This window comes from Janthinobacterium sp. HH102 (assembly GCF_001758625.2).
Classification (GTDB): domain Bacteria; phylum Pseudomonadota; class Gammaproteobacteria; order Burkholderiales; family Burkholderiaceae_D; genus Janthinobacterium.
Window position 1 is genome coordinate 938,695 of record NZ_CP062062.1, and the last position, 25,851, is coordinate 964,545.

Here is a 25,851-nt window from a genome sequence, read left to right on the forward strand (position 1 = left end):
TGACCCCGGATTTTCGCTGTTGGTTTTTTTGCTGATGCAACACTCGGCTTGTCGACAGCGCCATCGCCCCTCTTCCACAAGTCGAATTGCATGTCAGAACTGATATACTGACGCCCCCGCCCCGCAGCGCTGCGTTAGCCCGCCGCGCCGCCCGCTGAACACTCATCCGGAAAAGAATGATTGATATAATGGCAAGTGCAGCCGTGGCTACGGATGCAAATCAGACAGAGCAAGAGCATCACGATTCCTTGCAGGCGCATTTCCAGCCCAATATTTCGGCCGATGAAATCGAGCAGGTATTTCACTTGAAGCGGGCGCAGCCCTTGCTGCAAGTGTTTACGGCCCTGTTTCACGGCGGTTTCGATGGCGTGCTGGTGCGTCTGCTGGTGTTGCGCGAGCTGGCGTCCGATGCCGCCACGTCCGCCTATACGCGCGCCGATATCAACACCAAGCTTGCTTATCTGTTGCCGGAAAGCCTGGAAACGGTCTTGCTGCGCCTGCGTTCGAACCAGCTGCTGGCCTGGGATGCGCAGCAGGGCGTGTACCGCGTCACACCGATGGCGCGCAATGTGCTGTCGGCCATCGACAGCTTGCTGGGCCTGGGCCAGACGGAAGACGAAGCGGAAATGGGCTTCCTGCTGTCGCAGGTGGCGGGCGCGCAAGCCGTGGGCGGCGTATCGGTCGAACAACTCCAGCATTTGCTGGGCCGCCTGGTGGACTTGACGGAAGAGTTTTCCGACGCCATCGCTTCCGGCTCCGAATTCCGGCTGCGCACGGCGCAGGCGAAGTGGAACATGGCTTGCGACTGGGTGGAAAAGGGTTCCGAGATTCTCGTGGCCATCACCTCCGATGAAAACGCGGACAGCGCCACGCACAAGGCGGCGCAGGCGATCGGCCGGGCGCAAAGCAAGTTGCTCAACATGCAAGGCATGTTTTCGCGCGCCCTGAACCAGATCGAGCGCCAGCGCGTGCACCTGGGCCAGTCGGGCCTGTCGACCACCGACATCAAGCGCTGGCTCTTGCTGCACGACGACCTGGCCAGCCTGGCCGAAGGCGCCATCGACCAGCCCGTCGTCCCCCTGTTCTCCACGCCGGCCGAAATGATCGACGTGGCGGAAACGGAACTGCTGTCCGAACGGGCGGCAGGCGTCATCAACACGGGCCTGCCCAGCGGAGAGGACGCGCCCACCACCATCAGCGACGGTCCCGCCATGCAGCTTGAACTCGATGATTTGCTCGAACGCCTGTCGAACTTTGCCAGCCTGGGCAATTTCCCCAGTATCGGCGAAGAAGGACCGAAATCGGTTCCCGTGCAGGATTCGCTGCTGCCGGCCAGCTTTGCCGTGGCGTCCTACCGCGCCTCGATGCTGCCGCTGCTGGGCGACGTGTCCGAAGCGAGCTTGCAAGGCTCGACGGCCGAACTGGCCCGTTTGCCGATCACCTTTACACCGACCGACGAGATGGTCCAACTGACCGACCCCCATGTGGCGGCCATGTCGATCGCCTCGCTTTCACTGAATGTTTCACTTGATTTAGATAGCGGCACCGCCGATGAATGACGATTCCCAAATCCTGATTGCGCGCCTGCTCACGCATCAAACCCTGCGCCGCGACGACAAGCTCGTCAAGCGCGTGCTGTCCGACGAGCTGTTCCGCGCCGAGATCGATGCGCGCCTGCTGGCCTGCGGCTTGAAGCTGCTCGACAACGTGTATGCCGACCATGTGACCCTGGCCCTGACGCGCACCATCGAGCCGAAGATCTTCGGCGCGCGCGACGTGTGGCAAAACAATAATTTCGGTCTGGCGCGCGATGGCGTGGCCTTGCTGGTGGTGCTGTGGGCGCAGATCATCCTGCCCAAGCGCGAACGCCAGGAAACGCACCAGCACGCGGACGACGACCAAAATGACATGTTCGGCACGGAAAAACCGCTGCCGCGCGCGGAAGACGCGTCGATCGGCATTTCCTACAAGGCGCTGCTGTCCGACTTCGGCGACAAGCTGGGCAAGAAGACGCGCATGGACATGAACCTGGGCACCCTGGCCAAGCTGGGCTTCATCGAGCGGCGCGGGGATGTCATCCTGGAAGGCCCGCTGCTGGACCTGATGATGGATACGGACGTCTTGAAAGAACGCATCATCAACGGCGCCCTGGCCGACGTGTTCAAGCGCGCGCCGGCGCGCCTGGTGGCCGTCGACCTGGACGCTGACTTGTCCGCCGACCTGTCCGCCGACATCGGCGACCTGCCTGACGCGGGCGACGAGCCCGCGTCCGACCTTCCTCACTGAAAGCGCCCATGTTTCATATCAAATCACTTGAACTGGTGCACTGGGATTACTGGCAGCGCATCAAGAATATTCCGCTCGACGCGAAGATCATCACCATCGCGGGGCAGAACGGCTCGGGCAAGACGACCTTGCTCGACGCCTTGCGCACCCTGTTTGGCCTCGATTGCTCGATGGGGCGCACGTATAAACACTATGCGCGCCATTCGGGCCAGCAGACGGCCTGGCTGCGCGCCGTGGTCGACAACAAGAACGTGGGCAAGCAGCTGTCGAACCGCCCGTTCCGCAGTTCCGGCTTCTTCAGCGATGATGAAGTAACGCTGTTTTGCCAGATCCAGAAGAATGGCGGCGACTGGAAGCGCCAGTATCTGATGCGTCCGGGCAATGTGCAGATCGAGGACATCACGGACGCCAACGACTGGCTCGGCGTGGAAAACTACCGCAAGCGCCTGGCCAATGCGGGCCTGTCGCCCGCCATGTCGAAAGTGCTGGCGCTGGAGCAGGGCGAGACGGACAAATTGTGCGAATACGCGCCGCGCCAGCTGCTCGACCTGGTGTTCCAGGTGTTCGGCGACAAGGAAGTGCTCGATGCCTACGACGAAGCCAAGCGCCACCAGCGCGACACGGAAGTGGAGCTGAAACGTTTCGAGACGGAACTCGAGGCGTCGAAGACCAACCTGGAAGGCTTGCGCCTGCGCGTGGCCAATTACCACCAGTGGGAAGGTTTACATAAGGAACGCCGCAACCTGCTGGAAGAAGTGCTGCCCAGCCTGCAATACCACGAGGCGCGCGAAAAGGCGGCCATCGCCAGCCGGCAATTGCGCGATGCGCGCAAACCGATGGCGCAGGCGGACCAGCAACTGACGGATAAACGCAATGCGCTGGCCGCGCAGGCGAAAGCCCTGTCCGACGCGCAGATGAATGAAACCCTGCTGGAGCAGGAATCGATCGGCTTGCAGAGCCGTTTGTCCTTGATCAATGCCAAGCTGAAACCGCTGGACAGCCTGCTGGAACAGAAGGACCGCCTGCACAAGCTGGCGGCCGACTCGGGCAGCGACATCGCCGAAGTGGCGGCCCAGCTGGAACAGAAGGAAGCGCAATTGCTGCAGCAGCGCCAGCAGCGCGACGCCTTGTCGGCCCGCATCGCGGGCGAGCAGGCGACGATTGCCGCACTGCAAGGCAAGACGGCCATGCCGGAGCCGGACAATGTACGCGGCATGCGCCGCGCGCTGCGCGACGCGGGGATATCGCACGCGATGCTGTCGGACATCGTCGAAGTGACGGACAGCCGCTGGCAGGGCGCCGTCGAAGGCGTACTGGGCGGTTACGCCTCGGTGGTGCTGCTCGACAAGGCCAAGGATGCTGCCGCTGCCTACCGCCTGGCCGAGAAGGAGCGCTACCGCCACTTCATCGTGCCGGACCTGGTCACGGCGCCCGTCGCCAAAGACGAGAGCTTGCTGGCGGTGGTGAAATTTTCCGCACCTGTGCCCAGCTGGCTGATCGAGCAGCTGTCGCGCATTGCACGCGTCGACTCCGTCGAAGCCGGCTTCAAGCTGGGCAACCACGAAGAGTGGATCACGCCCGAGGCGTATCACCGTGAACGCCGCGGCGGACGCTCGCTGTTCGTGGAAGCGTCGCGCTACCGCTTCGGCCAGGCTGGCCGCAGCGGCCGCCTGGAAGCGCTGCTGCGCTCCTTGCCGGGCCTGGAAGGGCAGGAAGACACGCTCACCCTGGCGATCTCGAAACTGGCGGCCGAAGTGGGCGCCTTGAAAGCGCGCATCGCCGGCGTCGACGCGGCCAAGGAACTCAGTGCGCGCCAGGAAGAATTTGCCGAAGCGCTGCGCAATTCGAAGCCGCTCAAGGAAGAGCGCCTGGAAGTGGGCGGCCGCCTGGGCGAGTTGCAAAATCTCACCAAGAACGCTACCGTGGCGCGCACGCGTGCCGATACCGTGTGGCAAAACGCACGCCTGGCCCTGTCCGAAGCGGAAGCGGGTTCGCGCCTCGGCTACAAGAAACAAATTGAACAGCGCGCCGAGCATGCGCGCGCCTTGCTGGCCTTGCGCCATGCGTGGCGCCATTTGCCGAAAAGCTGGCGCAGGCCCGCACGCCGCGCCGCGCTCGTGGCCGAGCACCAGAATGCGCACCAGGTCGACTTGCGCGTGGCCAGCCTGCAAAACAGCCTGGCGCGCGACGACTGGGAACTCGACGCCACCGTCATCGACCAGCACCACCGCCTGTCGGAGCAGCTGCACGGCCGCCAGTCGGAAACGGACGAGCGCCGCTACCAGAACAACCGCGCCATCGAAGCGACGGGCAATGCCCGCGGCGCCTACATGGAACGCTTGCGCTACACCATCAAGACGTACAGCAAGAACATCAAGGAACTGGGCGAACTGGCCGGCATCGAAGTGCATGCCGACCCCGTGCGCCTGGAAAACGACGATGTGCAGCTGTCGCAGGCGGGCTTGCACGTGCGCTTCAAATTCGATGGCAAGGGCGTGATCGGCATGAACGATGGCGAAGCGTCGGGCGGCCAGCAGGTCATGAAGTCGCTGGTGCTCCTGATCGGCTTGCTGAAATCGGAAGACGGTTCCGGCGGCTTCGTCTTCATCGACGAACCGTTTGCCCATTTGGATATCCGCAATATTCAATTGGTCGGCGAATTCCTGAAAAATACGGAAGCGCAATACCTGATGACGACGCCGTTGACGCACAACACGGATGTCTATGATCCCTCGGAGCTGACCTTGATCACCAGTAAGAAAAAGAAGGATACCCAATGGGCGCAACCGATTTTCGTGCTGCAGCGCCGGATCGAACCCGCACCGGGCAAGGCGGCGTGATGACCGTGCGCAAGCTTGTTCTGGCCGCAGCCCTGGCGCTGGCGTGTTCGGCGCCAGCCATGGCCAACGACGGCATCGGCTCCGTCAGCGCGGGCGGCATCCTGTTCGGCAAGACGGATGCCGTGGCCATGAAAAAGGAAGTGCTCAGCGTGAGCACGGACTTGATCAAGGTCGAGTATGAATTCCTCAATGAATCGGCCAAGGATGTGGAAGAAACGATCTTCTTCCCCTTGCCGGAATACTCTTCCGGCTACCATGGCTCGCCCACGTATTACGGCCAGCCGCAGCAGTTTACCGTCGACGTGGACGGCAAGCGCAAGGAGTATAAAACCACGTTTGTCGCCAAGCTCGGCAGCTCCGACGTGACGGCCCGCCTGCGCCAGCTGGGCTTGTCCGACGCGCAGATCGCGTATTTCCCTTCGCACACGCCGTTCGACAAGAAAGTGGCGCCGCTGACGGCCGCGCAGAGCAAGATCATGATCAAGGAGGGTCTGCTGGCCCAGCTGTACGACGAGGAGTGGGTGCCGGCCTGGACCGTGAAAGTCATCTACCTGTGGCAGCAGAAATTCCCCGCCGGCAAAGTCGTGCGCGTGCGCCATCAATATGCGCCGTTTGTCGCAGCCGGCCCCGGCGCTTCCTACCTGGGCGATGGCAATACCTTTGAAAAGAAATACTGCGGCGACAAGGCCTTCTACAAGACATGGAACCGGCTGGCGGCCCAGCAGGGCGAAAGCGGCTTCGTCAATGCCGTCTGGGTGTCGTACATTTTGACGACGGGTAACACCTGGAAGAATGGCATCGAAGACTTCACCATGAATTTGATCAAGGGCAAGCCGGACGAGCTGGTCAGCCTGTGCTTCCCCGGCACGTTCACCAAAATCAATCCCACCACTTTGCAAGTCAAGTTGCGCAACTTCCGTCCGAAGCAGGATCTGGACGTGTACTTCGGCAATGTCGAAGGCACGGTGAGCAACGACGGCGTGGCGCCGCAGATCCGGCCATAGGAATGAGCACGCAGGAAGCGCTGGCCGCGCGCCTGCGCGCCATCGTCCGTGCCACGCCATGGTGCATGCAGATGCTTCAGGCCGTGGCGCAGCTGGGCTTGCCCCACTGCTGCATCGGCGCCGGCGCCGTGCGCAAGCTCGTGTGGGACGCCTTGCACGGTTTCACCCAACCGTCGGCATTGAACGACGTCGACGTGGCGTATTTCGACGCGCACGATGTGCTTGCGGAAAGCGAGGTGCGGCTGCGCCAGCGCCTGGAAACTGTACTGCCCGGCGTGCCATGGGAAGTGTGCAACCAGGCCCGCGTGCACCTGTGGTTTGAAGACGAGTTCGGCTACGCCGTGCCGCCCTTGCTGTCGCTCGACGACGCCATCGCTTCCTGGCCCGAGTTCGCCACGGCTGTCGGCATCTATCTGCAGCCTGACGGCGAGATCGGCATCGTCGCGCCGCATGGCCTCGATGATTTGTTCAATATGGTGATCCGGCGCAACCCGGCGCGCATCAGCGAAGACGGCTATGCGCAGCGCCTGGCCAGCAAGGACTACGCGGCGCGCTGGCCGCGCGTCACCATCATCGCCTGATTGGATGCAGTATGGATATAGATTGCCTATAATTGCCAGTTATCCAATAGTGTTCTTCTGATCCCATGTCCCTGTCGATTTCCCCGCCGCTGCGCCGCATCGGCCGCTTGTTCTGCCTTTCCTCCGCCCTCGTGGCGCCCGCCGCCTGGGCCGACAGCTATACCGATTTCCAGCAAGCCAGCGGTCAGCTGGAAGCGCTGATGGCCAAGGCGACGCCGCAGGCCGGTCTGCCGCGCCTGGGCGACCCTGGCGTGGCGCAGCTGTTTGCGCAGATCGCCGACGGTCCGCGCCTGTTCCAGGCGCCCGTCGCCGCGCTGCAGGACGTGAACGAAAGCGTGGCCGTGTGCGAAAAGGCCATGCGGCTGGGCAAAACATACTATGCGTTTGGCCTGGAACGGCCGTTGCCGCTGTCCGGCGCCGAGCTGCAGCAGGCGCGCAAGGAGCAAGTGACGCAGAACCTGGCCAATTATGGCGATGAAATGAGCAGCTTGTTTGCTTTCAGCATGCATTGCCATGGCCATTTGATCGGGCTGATGGAGCAGGAATTCAGCGCCCAGCCGGCCGATGCGGTGAGCGGGCCCGAGCGTCTGCGCGCGCGGGCGTTCAGCAAGAACACGGCCGTTGTTTACACGAGCGTGGTGCAGTTCGTGCAAGTGCCGTTCTGGAACGTGGCGCAAAAGCAGCGGATGCTGGAAGCGGCGGCCCAGCACGCCACGGCGAATGCCAATCTGATGGCGCCGCCCTTGCGCGAGCGTTTGCTGGCCAGCCTGGCCGATGTGGACAAGGACCTCGATCTCGCCCTGGCGCCGGCGCTGGCGACGATACGCGCGGCACTGACCGTGACGACGTGTACTGGCCTGTGCCAGTACTACTGATTTATTCTGAAGCTTGCAAGGGCTTGTTGCGCTGGCGCCAGCGCACTAGGCCCCACGCATACACGGCGTAGTAGCCGATGACGAGGCCGTAGGCGGCCATGGTCAGCGGGCTCTGGCCGAAGGGCGGCGGCGGCACGGGCACGTCCAGGCGCGTGTTCAGGTAGATTTCCATGCCGCGGTACAGCAAGCGGGCGATGAACAGCATCGTGATGGCCAGGCCCAGATAGCGGTGCTGGGTAAAAAAGAAATCCTTGCCGACTTGCTCGAAACGCGTCAGCTTCAGGCCCAGCACACCGAGCCAGCCGCCGGCCAGCGCGGCCGCGCCCAGGCTCGACAGGGGCAGCAGCTCGAATTTCGTCGTCGTTGCCAGGAACAGCAGCAGCGCGGGAAACGCGACCGCCACGCTCCAGTGCCGCCACAGCTGCGACTTCTGGCGCGCCACCAGTTTCTTCAGGCGCGAATAAATGCGCCAGACCAGCAGCGGGACCAGGAACAGCAGGGCGAGGGTAGTGGTTTCCATGTAGGCAATCGGGTGCGGGTAAAACAGCGATTGTAAGCCAGATGGGGATGGGCGGCGATGCTTGTCAAACGGTAAAAGTTGCTGGTTGACATTTACTTGGCCTGAACGCACTATGCCCTGTCACAAAGCGCCGCCATGAGCGGCGCGGTGCGCTCGCTTGTTGTCACCACCTTCATACACTGGAGTTCCATGTCTACACGTTTGCCTTTGCTGCCCATCACTGTCGGCTTGATGGCCTCGTCTTCCCTGGCCATGGCGCAAGATGGCGCTTATCAAGCCCCGCCCGCGCCCCTGCAAGCCATCGTCGATGCGCCGCGCGCGCCGACCCTGAGCCTGAGCCCGAAACGCAACCTGGCCGCCGTGCTGCCCACGCCATCCCTGCCCGGCATCGGCGAAGTGGCGCAGCCGGAACTGAAGCTGGCGGGCTTGCGCATCAATCCGCGCACGTATTCGGCCAGCCGCTTCAGTTTCCACACGGGGCTGGGCTTGCTCGACATCGATACGCAGAAGGAAATCAAGGTCAGCGGCTTGCCGGCGGCGCCCCGCATCGCCGACCTGGCCTGGTCGCCCGACCAGCGCTACCTGGCGTTTACGCACATCGCCTTTGCCGATCCCGCCAGGGGCGTGAAGGAGTCGGGCGTGGAACTGTGGCTGCTCGACGTGCAGACGAAAGCGGCGCGCAAGCTGTCCAGCACCCCCCTGTCGGCCGTGTATGGCCGCGGCTTTTCCTGGATGCCAGACAGCAAGACCTTGCTGGTGCAGCTGAAACCGGCCAAGCTCGGCGCGGCGCCCGTGGCCAGCGGCATCCCGACGGGCCCGTCCATCCAGGACAGCGTGCCGGGCGGCGGCGTCAAGCAATTGCGCACCTATCCCGACTTGCTGAAAAACGAACAGGATGCGCAGCTGTTCGAACACTACATCACGGTGCAGCTGGCCTTGCTGGACGTGGCGGGCAAGCAGCGCCTGGTCGGCCAGCCGGGCCAGTTCTCGCGCGTCTCGGCCTCGCCCGATGGCAAGCACCTGCTGACGACCAGCATCGTGCGTCCGTATTCCTACATCGTGCCGGCGCATGATTTTGGCCACAAGATCGACGTGCGCGACCTGAATGGCAAGGTGGAGCACGCAGTGGCGGCCCTGCCGCTGGAGGAAGGGCTGCCGCCAGGCAATGATGCCGTGTCCGCCGGCGTGCGCTCCGTCAGCTGGCGCGTCGATGCGCCCGCCACCCTGGTATGGGCCGAAGCGCAGGACGGCGGCGATCCGGCCAGGGCGGCCGAAATCCGCGACATCGTCTACACGCAGGCTGCGCCGTTTAGCAACAAACCGGCCGTGCTGGCCAGGCTCGGTTCGCGCTACGCGGGCGTGGCCTGGGGCCGCGGCGACCTGGCCCTGCTCAGCGAAGCGTGGTACAAGACGCGCGCCGTCAAGCAGTGGAAGATTGCGCCAGATCAACCGTCCACGCCGGCCGACCTCGTGTACGCGGGATCCTTCGAAGACCGCTACAACGATCCGGGCCAGCCCGTCATGCGCGCGGACGCGGCCGGCTTGCCGCGTTTGCTCATCGCCGCTGACGGTTCCATCCTGCTCGACGGCCAGGGCGCATCGAAGGAGGGCGACCGGCCGTTCATCGACCGCCTGAACCTGGCGACGAAGCAGAAGGAGCGCCTGTTCCAGAGCGCCGCCCCCTACTATGAAAACGTGGTGGCCGTGCTGGACGAGGACGGCAGCCGTTTGCTGTCGACGCGCGAATCGCCGACCGAGCAGCCGAATTACTATGTGCGCAACCTGAAACAGCAGGGCGCCGCGCAGTTGACGGCCCTCACGCATTTCCCCCATCCGCTGCCGCAGCTGAAGGACGTGCAGAAAGAGCTGATTCGCTACAAGCGCGCCGACGGCGTGGACCTGACGGCGACACTGATGTTGCCGCCGAACTACGACGTGAAACGCGACGGCCCGCTGCCGACCCTGATGTGGGCGTATCCGCAGGAATTCAAGACGGCCAGCGCCGCCAGCCAGACCAAGGGCTCGCCCTACAAATTCAATGCCGTCAGCTACTGGGGCCCGGCCGCCTTCCTGTCCATGGGCTACGCCGTGCTCGACAATCCATCGTTCCCCATCGTCGGCAATGGCGAGCAGGAGCCGAACGACACGTATCTGCCGCAGCTGGTGGCCGATGCCGAGGCGGCCGTCGACGAGGTGGTGCGCCGTGGCGTGTCCGACCGCAACCGCATCGCCATCGGCGGCCACTCGTATGGCGCCTTTATGACGGGCAACCTGCTGGCGCACACGCGGCTGTTCCGCGCCGGCATCGCCCGCAGCGGCGCCTACAACCGCACCCTGACGCCGTTCGGCTTCCAGGCCGAAGAGCGCTCGTTCTGGCAGGCGCCGGCCGTCTACCAGGCCATGTCGCCGTTTAATTATGCGGACAAGATCAAGGATGCGCTGCTGATGATCCATGGCGAGCAGGACAACAACTCGGGCACCTTCCCCATCCAGAGCGAGCGCATGTTCCAGGCCGTCAAGGGACTGGGCGGCACGGCGCGCCTGGTGATGCTGCCGAACGAGAGCCACGGCTACCGCGCGCGCGAATCGATCATGCAGATGCTGTATGAAAGCAACAACTGGCTGGAGAAATATGTGAAGAACGCGGCGCCGCCGGCCGCCGACGTCAAGCCGGCCGGCAAATAAGGGCGGCGGCGCGCAACTCGTGGTATGGTCTTCCTTTGTCTGCAGGGAGGCCAGCCATGACCGTCATCCATGCCCACCGCGCGCCCGACCCGGCGCCCGTCGATGAACCCATGCCGGCGCCGGAGCCGCAAGAAGCGCCCGGGCGCCACCCGGGGCCCGTGCACCCGGTGCCGCAGGACGATCCCGTGCCGCACCCGCATCCCAGTTAATCTCGTCAAGAAAGGCTGTTTTAGATGGCAATTGTCAAGGAAGTCTACACACGCAAAGTCAGCGGAGAATCGTTCGACTATGAACTCGATTACACCCAGGGCGCGGACGTGGCCTGGATTGCGCGCGTGTACCACGACGGCGTGCTGAAAGGCTCGCCGCACGGCGCGCTGACGGCCAATGTGCTGTCCGGCCCCGCGCTGGAGCAATATCTGCGCGCCTACGTCGAAGGCATGATCGAGCGGGGACTCGACGTGGCCGAGTAAGTGAGTGCCGGGGTCAGACCCGCCGGGTCTGACCCCAGTATTTTCTTGGGTTGGCAGTAGAAACAGCAAAGGGCGCCGAGGCGCCCTTTGTTGTTTCGGTGGTGTCGGATTACGCGGCTGTGCCGCTAATCCGACCTTGTATTATTCCCCTCATGCCGTTCGTGGTATTGCGAACGGTATCGACCGCTGTCAAAATCTTGGTAGGCATATCAAGACCGGGTAACTGGATGCCGTATCCGCCCTTAGGCCCCGAGCCAGCTCCGTAGATCTCGCACCAGTTACCCATCCTCCATGTCAAGATCGGACAGTATCTTTGGCACCGGCATGCCGGTTAGCCCGCATTTGCAAGGTAGATCGCAAGAGGATCACAGCATGTTTAATTTAGGAATCGACGTTGCCAAGGCCAAGCTCGACTGCGCGCTGCGCCTGCCCAACGGCAAGCATCGTAACAAGGTTGTCGAGAACAACCGTCAAGGATTCACCGCGCTCCACGCATGGCTGCTGAAGCATGCTGCCGGCAGCCCCAGGGTGTGCATGGAAGCGACGGGCACGTATTGGGAAGGGGTTGCCGAATATCTCGCTGGACTTGGCATGGTGGTCAGTGTCATCAATCCAGCCCAGATCAAGGCCTTCAGCGCTTCACGCCTGGTGCGCACCAAGACCGACAAGGTCGACGCACAGCTGATCGCCGACTTCGCCCATGAACGCCAGCCAGAGCCCTGGCAGGCGCCATCGCCGGCCGAGCAATCGCTGCGCGCGCTGGTGCTGCGCCTCGATGCCTTGCAAGCGATGCGCCAGCAGGAAAGCAACCGGCTTGAAGTGGCGCGCGCGGCGGTACGCCAGGGTATCGAGGATCATATTGCCTGGCTCGACGCCGAGATCAAGGCGCTGATCCTGGCGATCCGCCGTCATATCGATGACGACCCGGATTTACGCGGCAAGCGCGAATTGCTCGATAGCATCCCTGGCCTGGGCGAGCGCACGATTCCCGTGCTGCTGTCCTACTACGCCAATCCTGAGCGCTTCGACAGCGCCAAGCAGGCGGTGGCGTTTGCGGGCCTCGATCCGCGCCAGCACGAGTCAGGTTCCAGCGTGCGTGGCAAGCCACGCATGTCGAAGGTCGGCCACAGTTTCCTGCGCAAGGCACTGTACATGCCGGCCATGGTGGCAGTGCATAAGACGCCTTGGGGCAAGCGCTTCGGTCAGCGTCTGCGTGACGCCGGCAAAGCGCCCAAGCTGATCATCGGCGCCATGATGCGCAAGCTGGTGCACGTGGCATTCGGCGTGCTCAGGTCGGGAAAAATATTTGATCCGGCCTTGCACGCCGCTTGACGGGGATAACAGTATCTACGTGGATGCACATGGGCCGTAGGTCGGATTAGCGGGGCCACGCCCCGCGTAATCCGACAACATTGTTGGCCGCCATTCTAGTCAAACGCCCACGTATACAACACGTCCAGCGCATTGTTCGTGCCCGTCTGGAACTGCAAAGTGATGCGGCGGTTCAGTTTGTAGCGCAGCTTGACCAGGCTCGTCGCCGTGCTCGTGCCTTGCTCGAACGTCAGGTAGGCGCGCGACGACAGGCGCTTGCCGACGGTGACGACCGTGCTTTCCAGCCCTTGCGCCTGCGACAGGCCCACTTCGTCGAGGCCCAGCGAATTGGCCAGCTTGCCCTGCAAGCCGCCGCCGGAGCCGCCGAAGAGGGCGCCTGCGGCCGTCGTCAAGAGCGCCATTTCATCGCCGGCCGCCGTTTCCGCGCCGTGGCCGAGAATCAGCCATGCCAGCTTGTCGCTGTCCGACACGCTCGGCGTGGACACCAGCTTGGCCGTCGGCGCCTGCGCCGTGCCGCGCACTTCCACGCCCGCTTCCACGTTCGTTTCCGACAGCGCTTCGCCTTCGGGACGCTTGCGCACGGCCAGGATATTCAGTGACGGGTTGTCGTAGGCGCCCGTGAAGGCGATCAGGCCCCGCTCGATCGACAGCTTCTGTCCATACGCGGCGTACTGGCCGTTCGTGACCTTGATGCTGCCCGTCACGCGCGGCGCGGCGCGGTTGATGACTCTGGCGCGCACATTGCCGGCCAGGTCGGCATCGAGCCCCATGCCGCGCAGGTGGAAAGCGTTGCCCAGGTCAAATTCCAGGTCGATATTCAGCGGCAGCGACGGCGCTTCCTTGCTGCCCTTGACTTCCTTGCCCAGCACCACGACGTCGCTGCTTTGCGTGGGGGTATCCTGCGGCGCCAGCTCGATCAGCGCGCGGTTGGCCTTGAACTTGCCCTCGAAGCTGAAGCGCTTGTCATTGCGCACCAGGGTGCTGTTGCCCGACAGGACCAGGGTGCGGTCCGGGCGCGACAGCGCCTGCAGGCGGTCGGCCATCAGCTTCAGTTCCAGGCTCGCTTCGCCATTGGCAAAGCGTACCCAGCCATCGGCCTGCACCTTGCCGTCGCCGCCGTCAAAGCTCAAACGCTGCAATTGCAATTGATCGCCGGCCAGCTTGGCTTGCAGCACGCCATTGCGCAATTTCAAGCCCTGGTCGGCCCAGTTCACCAGCAGCTTGCTGCCGTTGATGTCGCCATTCAATTGCGGCGCGCCGATGGTGCCGCTGCCGGACAGGGCCACCTTCAAGGCGCCGCCCAGTTCCAGGCCCGGCTGCCCCGTCAGCGGCGCCAGCCACGCCAGTGAATCGATGCTGGTGGTGCCCGTCAGGGAGAGGGCGCTGTCGTTGCTGATGCGTCCGTTCAGCATTTGCACGGTGGCATTGATATCGCTCTGGCCCGCGCGTGCGCCATCGAGTTTCACGGCCAGGCGCAGCTGCTGGTTGGCCACATCGATGCGGGCATCGAAGGTGCGCAAGCCCAGCGCCAGCGGCTGTTCCACGCCCACCGTCACGTCGCCTTTTTCGCGGTAGATGTGCAGCATGCCGGCCAGCGAGGGATCTTTCTGTTTCGCCGTCGGCACCTGCATGTCGAGCGACCATTGCGCGCCCAGGGTCAGGTCGCTGCGCGCATTGGCTTGCAGCGACGGGATCACTTGCGCCAGATAGGTCAGGGCCACGCCAGCCGCCTGGCCGGAACTGGTCCAGCGGGGGCCGTTCTTGACGAGGTTTTGCATGGTGATGCTGCCTGCCGGCAATTTGATGACGGTGTTGCCCACGCTGATCTGCTCGGGCTGGCCCAGGCCCGCCACGCCGCTGCCGGCCGGTCCCGCCACTTTCACGGGCACGGGCGCTTGCAGCACGAGCGCATAGCGGCCCTTGTTTTGCAGGCTGTCGATCGTGCCCGTCCAGGCGGCGCCGCTCTGGCTGCCGCGGATTTGCACGGTGGCGTCGAAATCGTCATTGCGCGCCGTCAAACTGACCGTATGGCTGCCGCGCGTGCCCGTCGTGCCCAGGCGGGCGCTGGCCAGCTTGAAGGTGGGCGTGCTGTAGCCCGTGATCTCCAGGCTGCTGACCATGGGGTCGAGCGCGCCCTGGCCGGCGCCCACGCTGGCGCTGCCTTTCACGGCTTTCAATTGCTGGTCGCCAAAGAAGGTCAGATCCTTGCCATCGAGCGTCAGCTGCGCGGCGGGCGCGTCCATCTTGCCCGAGACGGAACCGGCCGCATGCAGCACGCCGGCAAACTTGGGGCCCAGGGTCGACAGTTGCGGCGCATCGAGTTTCCACGTCAGCTGGTCGGAGGCGCCGCCCAGCGCGCCCTTGGCCAGCAGGCTGTTCGGCCCCAGGCGCAATTCCGTATCCACGCTGTCGATGCGTTTCGCATTGGCCGACAGCTTGGCGTAGCCGGCCAGCGGGGCGTTTTGCAGGGTCGATTCGCGCAGGGCCAGGTTGAGGGCCACTTGCCAGTCGCTCGTCAGGCGGCCGTTGCCGTTGAAATCCGCATTCACGTTGCCGTTGGGCAGCGATGCGCCAAACGCGGCCGGGTTGATCTTTTGCAAGGAACCCGTCATTTTCAGTTCCGCCTGCTGCTTCGGACCCGTCAAGCCCACTTCGCCACTGGCGTGGATGGCGCTGTCGGGTGCGGGGCGCTTGCCGCTGGTGAGGCCCAGTCCTTTCGCGTCGGCCACAAAGCTCGTGCGCGGCTGCTGCAGCGTGCCCTGCACCACGCCGCTGGCCAGCACCGTGCCCAGCAAGTCGCCCTGCAGGGCAGAAAGCTGCCGTGCATCGACATTCCAGTTGAGCTTTTCGCCGGCGCCGCCAAAGTTGCCCTTGGCAGTCACGTTGTTTTTGCCCAGTGCCAATTGCACGTCGATGCCGCTGAAGTGGGCCGCATCGGCCGTCAGCTTGCCCTTGCCGGACAGGGGCTGGTCGAGCAGCTTGCTGGGGCGCACGGTGAAGTCCGCGTTCGCCAGCCACTTGGGGGCCACGTGGCCATGGGCGCGCACGTCGAGGTTCAGGTCGGCCACGGGGAAGGCGCCGAAGTCGGCGGGATTGAGGCGGCTGGTGCTGGCCACGGCCTTGAACGGTTGCTCATCCTTGAGGCTGATCTGGCCCGTCGCGTTGACGCTGCTTTTGCCTGCCTGCAAGGTGGCCTTGCGCAGTTGCACGAGCGAATCGGCCAGGGTGGCTTCCATGTCCAGGCGCAGCTTGGCTTCGCCGAGCTTGGCGCGCAGGGTTTGCGTCTTGCCGTCGCTGTCGAGCACGATGTCGCCGACGATCTTGGTGCTGTTGATGCTGCTGTAAATGTGCTGCAAGTCGATCTTGTCCGTGTGCAAGGTCAGTTGCGCATTGCCGATGGGGCCATCGACGGCGTCGCGGTTGAGTTTGCCGCCGCCCGTGAATTTGCCCGCGTTGCCGAAATCGATGATGGCCGATTCCAAGGTCGTGGCCGTCAGGGTGCCGCCCAGGCGCGCTTCGAACTGGCGCAGCGGCAGCTTTTGCTGGTCGATGGGGCCCGGCGTGGCGTGGTTGAGGATGGCCAGCTTGCCCGATACGGTTTGCTTCGTCGGCCGGGTGTCGATGGCGGCGTCGAGTTCCAGGCTCAGGTCCGCCTGCGGCAAGGTGGCGTCGAACTTGCCCGGATTGATGTTGCGGCCTTTGATGCTGGCCGAGCGCAGGATGATGACGGGGTCGAACGGCGCCAGCGCCAGCTGGGCATCGGCCGTGGCCGCGCCCGCGCTGCCCTTGGCCGTGACGTTCAGCACATTCAGGTCGCCGCCCAGCTGCAGCGCCAGGGCGGCCGGTTTTTCGCCGGCGGCAGGGTTGAGCTGCGTCAAGCCCGCTTTGCCGCTGAGCTTGAACGGCTGCGTGGCGGCAATCGTCGCGCTGGCCGTGGCCTGGCCGAACGGCGTGACGGCCGAGGCATCTTCCAGCTGCCATTGCGACTTGTCGCCCGACAAGGTGAAATGGATTTTTTCAAATACCGTGTTGCCGCCCGCGCTGACGAGGGTCACCTTGTCCAGGCGCGCGTCGGCAATGCCGATTTTAAAAGGCGCGGCCAGGCTGGCGGGCATGGTCGACGGTTCCTCGGACGGCGCCGTGCTTTCCACGGACAGGCTGGCCACGTGCAGTTCGCTGATGGCGATGCCTTCCGAGAAGAACTGGAACGGCGACCAGTTGATGTCGATGTTGTCGGCCGTGATGTGCTGCGTCTTGCTGCGGTAGCTGACGTGGCCCAGGTGCATGCGGTTGTACAGCGAGCCGGACACGCCCGACACTGCGATGTCGCCGCCGCTGGCGCTGGCCACTTTTTGCACCAGCATCTGCAAGGTCGATTCGCGGCCCAGGAACCAGAAGCCGGCGCCCAGCAGCACGGCCAGGCTGGCGACGGCGATCAGCACATAGCGCACCCAGCGGCGCGGTTTTTTCGCCGGCGGTGGCGGCGCGGCGCCGTTGGGGGACTCGGTAGAAATATCGGACATCAGAAAGTGAATCCCAGAGAAAAGTGCAAACGGTAGGCGTGGACGGCGTGGCCATACGCCACGTCGACATTGATGGGGCCGACGGGGCTCTTGTAGCGCCCGCCCAGGCCATAGCCCGATTTCGGCGTCATGGCCGCTTTGACCGTGTCGGCCGCGTTGCCGGCGTCATAGAAGGCGGCAATGGCCCATTTCGGCTTGAACCAGTACTGGTATTCGGCGCTGCCGGTGAGCATGTAGCGCCCGCCGATGGTGGCGTCGCCTTCCTTCACGCCCAGTTCCTGGTAGCCGTAGCCGCGCACCGACTGGTCGCCGCCCGCGCGGAACAGGTAGACGGCCGGCACGCCGCGTTTTTCCTTCGAGCCCAGCGCGCCCATTTCGCCGCGCACGATCAGCTCGCCCTTTTCGCCGAGCGGACGGTAATACACGGCCTTGCCGGCCACGCGCACGAAGCGCTCGTCCGTCAGCAGGGGCAGCAGGGCGCCGCCCACCTGGGCGTTGATGACGTAGCCCTTGGTGGGGAACAGCAGGCTGTCGAGGCTGCGCTTGGTGATGGCATAGGTCAGCGGCAAGCTCTTGCTGCGCGTCTGTTCCAGGCCCACCACGGTCTTGTCTTCGCTGAGGAACTCGAACGTCAGGCTGCGTTCGAGGTTGGTGCCGCCCCAGTTGCGCTTGGCCGAGATGGTGGTGACGGCCGTGATTTCATTGGAAATATCGCTGCGTTCGAACGAGGCGCCGGCGCTGTCGTTGTAGCCGCGCTCGGTCGTCGGAAAGTAAAAATTGGCGTGCGCCGCCTGTTTTTTCGTTTCCATGGTGATCGCGCTCTTGAAGCGCGTGCCCCACACGTTGAGGTTGTCATAGTTGAGCTGGGCACGGTTCCCCGTATTCGTACTGAAACCGAGACCGGCGCTGACGTTCTGCTGCTTGTTTTCCGTCACGCGCACCACCAGCGGCAGCTGCGGCGCGGGGCCGCGGTTGGCGGGCCTGGCTTCTGGTGCGGCGCCGGCGGCCTCGGCTTGCTGGCTTTCCTGGCCCGCCTCGATCTGTTCGCCCAGGATGCTGCTCATGTCGGCACTGACTTCCACGCTGGCAAAGTAGCCCGTGTCCTGCAGGCGCGCCTGGAACGATTGCAGCGCCGATTCGCTGTAATAGTCGCCCGGGCGTATCTTGTCGAGGTTGCGGATGATGCTGGCATCGTAGCGTTTCAAGCCTTCGATGCGCAGCTCGCCGAAGCGCAGCTCGGGGCCGCTGTCGAGCACCACCAGCAGCGAGACCTTGTGCGTTTCCGGGTCGACCACGGCTTGCGTATCGACCAGCTGGGCGCGCGGGTAGCGCGTCTGCACCACTTCGCGCAGTAGCGCGCGCTTGGCCGCTTCCCATTCCGCCTGGCGGAACACGCTGCCCGTCTTCAGGGCCCAGCTGCGTTTCAGGGCTTCCGTATCGTAGGGTTCGGAAGCGGCCAGCGGCGGCGTGGGATCGAAGCCGCGCAATTCCAGCTCGACCTTGTCGATGGTCACCGGCTGGCCCGGATCGACGTCGACGATGACGACGGGCTTGGCGCCCGTCGTGTCGACGCGCACCGTGACGACGGGCGTGTAGTAGCCGGCCGTGGCGATGAGGTTCCGCGCTTGCTCGGGCGTATCGCGCACGAGGCGCTGCAATTGCTCGCGGTCCATGCGCGGGTTGCCGCGGAAGCGTTCCAGGTCCAGGTTTTTTTCCAGCAACTCATCGAGGTCGCCGGGCGCGTTGACCTTGACCTCATACTGCAGCGGGGCGGGCGCCGTTTCCGTGGCGGGGCTGTCCGCAACGGCATCTTGCGTGCGTTCCTGCGTACCCTCCTGCGCGCCGGCATGGGCGATGGGAAACAGCGAGATGACACTGCCGGCGGCCGCCAGTGTCAGTTGACCCATTGCTTTTGTCACTACTTGTGCCAAAATTCGTGGTCGTATCGCCTTGCCGGCAGCCGTATGCCGTATGGGTCGTGCAGAAAACATGGTGCTCCAGATGAGTAAATGCTGACTGCATGTTACCGGAATAGGTAAACTGATGGCGGACGAATAAGTATTTTTTGCGCTGGGAATCATGTTTCTCCGCGCACAATTGGAACAGAATCAAACTGAAAAGAAAGAAATTATGCTAGCAACGGACTCCGCACTGGTGCTCTTTAGCGGTGGACAAGATTCCACCACCTGCCTGGCCTGGGCTCTCAAGCACTATAGCCGAGTGGAAACCATCGGTTTTGACTATGGACAGCGCCATGCGATCGAACTGACCGTGCGTCCCGGCGTGCTCGAGCAGATGCGCCGGCAGTCGCCCGAGTGGGACAGCCGCCTGGGCCAGGATCACATGATCGACCTGTCATTGATTTCCGCCATTTCCGATACGGCCATGACGCAGAACGTCGAGATCGTCATGCAGGAAAACGGCTTGCCGAACACCTTCGTGCCCGGCCGTAACTTGCTGTTCATGACGGTGGCCGCCACCGTGGCCTACCGCCGCGGCTTGACGGTGCTGGTGGGTGGCATGTGCGAGACGGATTTTTCCGGCTACCCGGATTGCCGCGACGACACAATGAAAGCGCTGCAAGTGGCCCTGAACCTGGGCATGAATACGCGATTGAAGCTGGAAACGCCGCTGATGTGGCTGGACAAGGCGCAAAGCTGGGACCTGGCGGAAGACCTGGGCGGCCAGCCGCTGGTCGACCTGATCCGCAGCGGCACGCACACCTGCTACCTGGGCGAGCGGGGCGAATTGCACGACTGGGGCTACGGCTGCGGCACTTGCCCGGCCTGCTCCCTGCGCGCGAACGGCTACCAGCAATACGCGGCGAGGAAGGCGGCGAAACCGGCCCTGAAATAATCAGTTTGCGCCGTTTCTTCAAGCGGCGCGGCAGGGGGACAAGCCATGCTGTGGTTTTTGCCACAGGAGCGCCTTGCCATGACATCCCTCTTTGCCGCGCTGTACGGCCCCGTCTTCTGGGCCGGCTTCATCGGCGCCGCCGCTTGCCTGATCGCGGTGTGCCACTATTCCCTCTGGGTCTTGCCGCCCTTGCTGCTGCTGGCCCTGCTCACGTCCTTTCTTGCCGAACGCTACCTGCCGTATGACGGCGCGTGGAACCATGCGCACGGCGACGGCTGGCGCGATGTCGTGCATGCGCTCGTCAACGAGGCGCTGTACCTGCTGGGCCTGGCTGCCTTTCCCTTGCTGGCAGGACACCTGGCGCTGGGCGCATTCTGGCCAGTCCAGCTGCCGTTCGGGGCGCAACTGCTGCTGGCCATCCTTATCGCCGACTGCGGCATTACCCTGGTGCATTACCTGAGTCATCATTATTACTTTCTGTGGAAACTGCATGCCGTGCACCACAGCGTGCAGCGCCTGTATGGTTTCAATGGCTGGATGAAACACCCGCTGCATCTGCTGCTGGAAGCGGCGGGCGGCATGCTGCCCTTGCTGCTGCTGGGCATACCGGAGCGTGTCATGGCCGTGCTGGCGTTTGCCGTGGCGATCCAGCTGTTGCTGCAGCACGCGAATGTCGACATGCGCATGGGGCCGCTGCGCCACGTGTTTGCCTGGGCGCCGCTGCACCGTTTTCATCACATGAAGTACGGCACGGCCGGCGACGTGAATTTCGGCCTGTTTTTTACGTGCTGGGACCGCCTGCTGGGCACCTGTTTCGACGCCCCGGGCTACCGCATGCGGAGCGAGGACCTGGGCATCGGCAGCCGGCCCGATTACCCCGTCGCATATGGGGCGCAATTGATCGAGCCGTTCCGCGCGGAAGAGGGCGTGCGCGCGCCCGAGCTGCCGGCCGGCTTGCGCAACGGGTCGTAGCCGGCAGGTCAATCGAGCAGCTTGACGTCGAGCTGGCGCAAGCTGCGGTCGGCGCGCACGCCGAACAGGCTGCGCATGGTGCGCGAAAAATGCGCGGCATCGGCAAAGCCGGCGCCGTGGGCCGCGTCCGTCAGAGTGCTGCCGAGCAAGATGAAACGGATGGCCAGGCGCAAGCGGCGCCACAGCACCAGCCGCCGCACGGGCAAGCCCAGCTGGGCGTTGAACAGGCGTTCCAGCTGGCTCAGCGACAAATGCGCGGCCCCGGCCACGGCCGCCGCGCTGACCTTGCCCGACAACAATATGTCGACCTGCTCCAGCGCGCGCCGCAAGCGGGGATCGGGCAAGGGCTCGCGCGGCTGGGCCTGCAATGCGGCGGCGACATGCTCCAGCGTGGGCGCGCCAGCATGGGCGGCGGCCGCCAGCAAGGCTCCACCGCCCAGGCGCTGCGGTTCCGCATAGATGGTCAGCATGGGCGCCGGTGCGCCGACGATGGCGTGCGGGCGCAGGCTTTCGACCAGCAAGTGCCGCGCCGTGTGGACGATGCCGTCGAGCTCGGCCGTGAAGGGCGCGCCCGTGCTCAGCATCAGCTGGTGCGCATAATGGGCGTGACTGTCCGTGGCGCCCGCTGCGCCATGCAAGATGGCAAAATCCGGCGCCAGCCACAGTGTTCCCTGCCAGCTATCGTGCTGCAAACGCGGCTCCCTGATGATGGATGACGGGGCGATCATAGCAGCCGGCGGGAATGGTTTTCATGGCATTGAATTTTCCTGGAGTACACATCATTGCATCGATGAAATATGTGGTCTTTTTAATACAATATTCGGCATTGCAAGGGCGCCCGCTGTAACGTACTATCATTCTCATCGACTACCGATGGTAATCGTGCAGCCCGCTGCCAGCCATGTTGCCGGCAGTGTCGCGGTTTGATGTCGTCCTGCCTGTCAGCCTGCCATGTCTACACGCGCGTCTTCGTCGTGGTTTGCCCGGCCAGTGTCGCACTGGGTGGGGCCGCGCGCCTTGGCCACGCTGGTGCTGGCGCTGTGCCTGGGATTGACGTATGGCGCCTGGCGCAATGCCCACGACGCCAGCGAACAGCAGGTGCAGGCCGATTTCGATTTCCGCGTGCGCGAACTGGTGAACAACATCGCCGGCCGCATGCGGACCTATATCCAGGTGCTGCACGGGGTGCAGGGACTGTATGCCAGTTCGCAGGAAGTCACGCGCCGCGAATTCCATGCCTATCTGGCGGTGCAGCAGGTCGACCGAAACTTTCCCGGCATTCACGGCATCGGCTACCTGCCGCTGGTGCCCGGCGCCGCCCTGGCGCGGCACGAGGCCAGCGTACGCGCGGAAGGCTATCCCGGCTATGCCGTGCGTCCACAGGGCCAGCGGGTCTGGCATGCGCCCATCACGTATCTGGAACCTTTAAGCGACAGCAACCTGCTGGCATTCGGCTATGACATCTGGTCCGAATCCGTGCGTCGCACCGCGCTCGAGCAGGCGCGCGACACGGGCCAGGCCGCCATGACAGGCAAGATACACCTGGTGCAGGATGGCGGCAGCGACCAGGCGCATGGTTTCCTGGTTGTGCTGCCCGTGTATGACAACGGCTTGCCGCATGCCAGCGTGGAGCAGCGGCGCGCCGCCTTGCGCGCCTGGGTGTTTGCGCCGTTCCGCATGGGCGACCTGATGGCGGGCGTGGGCGGCGAGGCGGCGCGCCAGCTGGACCTGGAAATCTATGACGGCGCGCAGCTGGCCGAGGCGGCCCTGATGTACGACAGCCTGCCGGGCGGCTTGTCCTCTGCCGCCTCGGACAGCCTGTTATCGCGGCAAGTCATCACCATCGCCGGGCGGCCGTGGACCTTGCGCGTGCGCGCCATGCCGGGCTTCGATGGCGAGCTGCTGGCGCGGCCGCGCCTGGTGGCCTGGACCGGTTTGCTGGCCAGCATCGTGCTGGCGCTGGCGGCCTGGCTGCTGGCGGCGGGCCGCGCCCGCGCCCAGGCGGCGCTGGCGCGCTCGAGCGAGCTGACCGGCCAGCTCGAGCAGGGGCAGGCGAGCGTGCTGGCGATGGCCGAGGCGGCGCAACGGAGCCAGGCCATGCTGCGCAGCATCCTCGATTCGACCATCGACGGCATTCTGGTCGACAACATCAATGGCCGCATCTTTACCTCGAACCGGCGTTTCCGCGATCTGTGGCAAGTGCCCGACGCGCTCGACTGGCAAGCCGATGGCGCGGCGCTGGTGCGCCATGTGGAAAGCCAGCTGGAGCAGGCTGCACCTTTCCTGGGAGCACGCGCCCATGCGCCGCACGGCCATCGCGAGCGGCGCGACGTGCTGCACCTGCGCGATGGACGGGTGGTCGAACAATATGTGCGCAGCATGCAGCTGGGCAATGAGCAGGCGCGCCTGTGGACCTTCCGCGATATCAGCGAGCGCAGCCAGATGGAGCGGCGCGAGCATACGCGGCGGCAAGTGCTGGAAATGCTGGCCACGGGCGCGCCGCTGGAACGGGTGCTGGAAAGCGTGGTGCTCAGCGTGCAAGCCGACCATCCCGCCATGCTGTGCAGCATCTTGCTGCTCGATGAAAGCCGCCACCGCCTGGTGCTGGGCGCGGCGCCGAGCTTGCCCGCGTTTTTCAACCTGTCCAGCCATGGACACGACCTCGACACCCTGCAGGGCGTGCATGGCATCGCCGCGCAGGCCGTGCGCGACGGCCAGCGCGTGATCGTGGGCGACCTGCATGCCAATGTGCAGGAAACGATGGAACTGGCGTACCGGGCCCAGCTGCAATCATGCTGGGCCGAGCCCGTGCGTGGCGGCTCGGGCAAGCTGCTCGGGGTGCTGATGGCGTATCACCGCCAGCCGACCTTGCCGGGCGCGGCGCATCTGGCGCGGCTCAGCGAGGCGGCGCACCTGGCCGGCATGGCCATCGAGCAGGCGCAGGTGGCGCTGGCCCTGCGCGCCGGCGAAGCGCGTTTCCGCAGCCTGTACGACCACGCGCCCGTGGCCCTGTGGGAGCAGGACTGGTCGGCCGTGCGCGCTGCGCTCGACGCGCTCGAGCAGGCGGGCGTGCGCGACCTGGGCGCCCACTTCCAGGCCAATCCGGACGCGCTGCGGAAGCTGGCGGGCCTGGTGCGCATCATCGATGCGAACGGTGCCGCGCTGGCGCAGGTGCGCGCCAACGAGGACGACCAGCGCCGCGGCGCGCTGAGCCTGGCACAGAATTTCGATGACAGCGCCTTGCCCCGTTTCGGCGATGCGTTGCTGGCGCTGGCTGGCGGCGCCCACCTGTACGAGTGCGAAAGCAGCTTCGTGCGTCTCGACGGCGCGGCGCGGCAAAATGAATTGAGCCTGCTGGTGATGCCCGGGCATGCGGACAGCCTCGATTTCGTCATGGTGTCTTCGCTCGATATCACCGAGCGCAAGCGCATGAACGCGGAACTGTTGCAGCTGGCCACCACGGATTTCCTGACCGGCTTGCCGAACCGCCGTCACTTCATGGCATCGCTGGAAAACGAGCATGCCCGCTTGCAGCGCGAGCTGGCCAGCTGCGCCAGCGTGCTGATGCTCGACATCGATCACTTCAAGCGCGTCAACGACGAGCATGGCCACGCCGTGGGCGATGCCGTGCTGCGTCACCTGGGCGCGCTGATGTGCCAGGCGCTGCGCAAGGTCGACGTACCGGGCCGCGTGGGCGGCGAGGAATTCGCCATCTTGCTGCCGGGGACGGATCTGAGCGCCGCCGCCGTGTTTGCCGAACGGCTGCGCCGGCGCGTGGCGGAAAGTTCGCTGACCATCGATGGCGGCATTGTGCTCACCATCACGGTGAGCATCGGCATGGCCGCCATGGTCGGTACCGATGCCGATTGCGACGCCGTGCTGGCGCGCGCCGACGAGGCGCTGTACCGGGCCAAGCGGGGCGGGCGCAACCGCATCGAACAGAATGACGGCGGCGGCGACGGCGTGCTCAGCAAGTTCATGGCGCAGTGATTACAGGCTGTGCTGACGCGTCTGTGCCTGCTTGCGGTTGCGGCTGACGATCAGCCAGACGATGGCGACGGGAATCAAGAGCGGCAGCAGCACGGGCGTGCTCAAGGCCAGCGCCAGCGCCACGCACAGGGCCACGACGGCGATCAGCACCACGCCCACGCCGGCCAGTACCACGCCCGTGACGACGGCGCCGCATACCAGCGCAATGGCGGCGATCAGCAAGCCGCCGCCGGCAAACACCAGGCCGAACAGCCACTCCAGCGGTCCGTCGATCTCGTCGCCGTTGAGCTGCATGTGCATGTCCGTGGCGCCGATTTTGTCGAGGAACAGGCAGGCGAGCATGACGATGAGGACGAAGGTGAGCAATTTTTTCATGGTAAGCCTCGGTGTGTGGGTGATCGGGTATTGCATGGTCACACTGTAGGCGCGCGCCCCGCTTGCCGCCAGCGGCGTGCGACAGGCCGTCATTTTCACGGTATGGAAGGCGCTGGCGCCCAGAAAACACTGATCTGGAACAAGATTTCTTTTCTTGTAATGTGCGCAAGCCGTCCTATACTGAACACCTCAGTCTCGCAAGGAGGGCAACATGCTTTTGTTTGCAGATACCGGGGATCAATCGCTATCCCTTTTTCACCATCGAACCACGCGCCAGCGTAGCGCCACGCAGTCCTGCGCCGAGCCCGTCGGCGCGCCATCGGCGATCCCGCCGATCATCATCAATCCTTTTAATTATCATGCGCCGCTGCCGGCCATCGACCCGCGCTGGGTACCGCCCGGCCCGCCGCTGACCTGGCCCAACCGGCCTGCCATGTCCATGTGCTGACAGTTGCCCGGGAAGGTGCCGGAAGGAAGTGTTGAAGGTTCACCGTTGCCGCCGGCAAGGCGGCACGGGCGGGCGTTTTCGACTATCATGC

At 64.5% G+C, this 25,851-nt stretch carries 19 protein-coding genes; 14 read left to right on the forward strand and 5 right to left on the reverse strand.

Annotated elements, in window-relative coordinates:
- Positions 1–188: 188 nt before the first annotated feature.
- The 6 genes from JAB4_RS04295 to JAB4_RS04320 all read left to right on the forward strand — a co-directional run bounded on the left by JAB4_RS04295 (position 189) and on the right by JAB4_RS04320 (position 7,586).
- Positions 189–1,559: a hypothetical protein gene (locus JAB4_RS04295; protein ID WP_092608970.1), complete on the forward strand. Its 1,371-nt coding sequence runs from the start codon at positions 189–191 to the stop codon at positions 1,557–1,559.
- Positions 1,552–2,286, forward strand: a complete 735-nt coding sequence (locus JAB4_RS04300) for a hypothetical protein (RefSeq protein WP_070221592.1) — start codon at positions 1,552–1,554, stop codon at positions 2,284–2,286. The genes JAB4_RS04295 and JAB4_RS04300 overlap by 8 nt, the downstream gene beginning before the upstream one ends.
- 8 nt (positions 2,287–2,294) lie before the next feature.
- On the forward strand, positions 2,295–5,126 hold the full coding sequence (locus JAB4_RS04305) for an ATP-binding protein (RefSeq protein WP_070221591.1): 2,832 nt from the start codon (positions 2,295–2,297) through the stop codon (positions 5,124–5,126).
- The gene (locus JAB4_RS04310) at positions 5,126–6,130 is read left to right on the forward strand and encodes a DUF4424 family protein (RefSeq protein WP_070221590.1); all 1,005 of its coding nucleotides are present in this window, start codon (positions 5,126–5,128) and stop codon (positions 6,128–6,130) included. Before JAB4_RS04305 ends, JAB4_RS04310 begins: the two co-directional genes overlap by 1 nt.
- Positions 6,131–6,132: 2 nt before the next feature.
- The gene (locus tag JAB4_RS04315) at positions 6,133–6,711 is read left to right on the forward strand and encodes a nucleotidyltransferase family protein (RefSeq protein WP_139143744.1); all 579 of its coding nucleotides are present in this window, start codon (positions 6,133–6,135) and stop codon (positions 6,709–6,711) included.
- A gap of 65 nt (positions 6,712–6,776) precedes the next feature.
- Positions 6,777–7,586, forward strand: coding sequence for a hypothetical protein (locus tag JAB4_RS04320; RefSeq protein ID WP_070221589.1), 810 nt, complete (start codon positions 6,777–6,779; stop codon positions 7,584–7,586).
- 1 nt (position 7,587) lies between these two features.
- On the opposite strand, the gene JAB4_RS04325 is transcribed toward JAB4_RS04320, so the two are convergent.
- Positions 7,588–8,106, reverse strand: coding sequence for a hypothetical protein (locus tag JAB4_RS04325; protein ID WP_070221588.1), 519 nt, complete (start codon positions 8,104–8,106; stop codon positions 7,588–7,590).
- Positions 8,107–8,295: 189 nt separating this feature from the next.
- On the opposite strand from JAB4_RS04325, the gene JAB4_RS04330 reads away from it, so the two are divergent.
- The 4 genes from JAB4_RS04330 (at position 8,296) to JAB4_RS04345 (ending at position 12,596) form a co-directional block, all read left to right on the forward strand.
- Complete coding sequence (locus JAB4_RS04330; RefSeq protein ID WP_070221587.1) at positions 8,296–10,791, forward strand: prolyl oligopeptidase family serine peptidase; 2,496 nt, start codon at positions 8,296–8,298, stop codon at positions 10,789–10,791.
- Between the two features lie 56 nt (positions 10,792–10,847).
- Positions 10,848–11,000, forward strand: coding sequence for a hypothetical protein (locus JAB4_RS04335; RefSeq protein WP_162995534.1), 153 nt, complete (start codon positions 10,848–10,850; stop codon positions 10,998–11,000).
- Between the two features lie 24 nt (positions 11,001–11,024).
- Positions 11,025–11,264 (forward strand): hypothetical protein, encoded by a 240-nt coding sequence (locus JAB4_RS04340; protein WP_034753464.1) that lies wholly within the window; start codon positions 11,025–11,027, stop codon positions 11,262–11,264.
- A gap of 372 nt (positions 11,265–11,636) precedes the next feature.
- Positions 11,637–12,596: an IS110 family transposase gene (locus JAB4_RS04345; protein ID WP_083289991.1), complete on the forward strand. Its 960-nt coding sequence runs from the start codon at positions 11,637–11,639 to the stop codon at positions 12,594–12,596.
- 95 nt (positions 12,597–12,691) lie between these two features.
- Here the strand turns inward: JAB4_RS04345 and JAB4_RS04350 are convergent, their stop codons facing one another.
- Together JAB4_RS04350 and JAB4_RS04355 are read right to left on the reverse strand one after the other, a co-directional pair.
- Positions 12,692–17,119, reverse strand: coding sequence for a translocation/assembly module TamB domain-containing protein (locus JAB4_RS04350; RefSeq protein ID WP_070217762.1), 4,428 nt, complete (start codon positions 17,117–17,119; stop codon positions 12,692–12,694).
- Positions 17,119–19,026 carry an autotransporter assembly complex family protein gene (locus JAB4_RS04355; protein ID WP_083287437.1) on the reverse strand — a complete coding sequence of 636 codons (1,908 nt, stop codon included), beginning with the start codon at positions 19,024–19,026 and terminating at the stop codon, positions 17,119–17,121. The genes JAB4_RS04350 and JAB4_RS04355 overlap by 1 nt, the downstream gene beginning before the upstream one ends.
- Before the next feature lie 223 nt (positions 19,027–19,249).
- On the opposite strand from JAB4_RS04355, the gene queC reads away from it, so the two are divergent.
- A complete protein-coding gene (queC, locus tag JAB4_RS04360) occupies positions 19,250–19,975 on the forward strand; it encodes a 7-cyano-7-deazaguanine synthase QueC (RefSeq protein WP_070217781.1) in 726 nt (241 codons plus the stop codon).
- Positions 19,976–20,053: 78 nt separating this feature from the next.
- Positions 20,054–20,947, forward strand: coding sequence for a sterol desaturase family protein (locus JAB4_RS04365; RefSeq protein WP_070217774.1), 894 nt, complete (start codon positions 20,054–20,056; stop codon positions 20,945–20,947).
- An 8-nt stretch (positions 20,948–20,955) separates the two neighbouring features.
- Here JAB4_RS04365 and JAB4_RS04370 read toward each other — a convergent pair whose 3' ends face one another.
- Positions 20,956–21,639: an AraC family transcriptional regulator gene (locus JAB4_RS04370; RefSeq protein ID WP_217494535.1), complete on the reverse strand. Its 684-nt coding sequence runs from the start codon at positions 21,637–21,639 to the stop codon at positions 20,956–20,958.
- Between the two features lie 259 nt (positions 21,640–21,898).
- Here JAB4_RS04370 and JAB4_RS04375 point away from each other — a divergent pair, with 259 nt between their 5' ends.
- Positions 21,899–24,937, forward strand: a complete 3,039-nt coding sequence (locus JAB4_RS04375) for a CHASE domain-containing protein (protein WP_070217758.1) — start codon at positions 21,899–21,901, stop codon at positions 24,935–24,937.
- Here JAB4_RS04375 and JAB4_RS04380 read toward each other — a convergent pair whose 3' ends face one another.
- Complete coding sequence (locus tag JAB4_RS04380; protein ID WP_083287436.1) at positions 24,938–25,312, reverse strand: hypothetical protein; 375 nt, start codon at positions 25,310–25,312, stop codon at positions 24,938–24,940. It lies immediately after the preceding gene.
- A 211-nt stretch (positions 25,313–25,523) separates the two neighbouring features.
- Here JAB4_RS04380 and JAB4_RS04385 point away from each other — a divergent pair, with 211 nt between their 5' ends.
- Complete coding sequence (locus tag JAB4_RS04385; protein WP_070217756.1) at positions 25,524–25,760, forward strand: hypothetical protein; 237 nt, start codon at positions 25,524–25,526, stop codon at positions 25,758–25,760.
- Positions 25,761–25,851 lie beyond the last annotated feature (91 nt).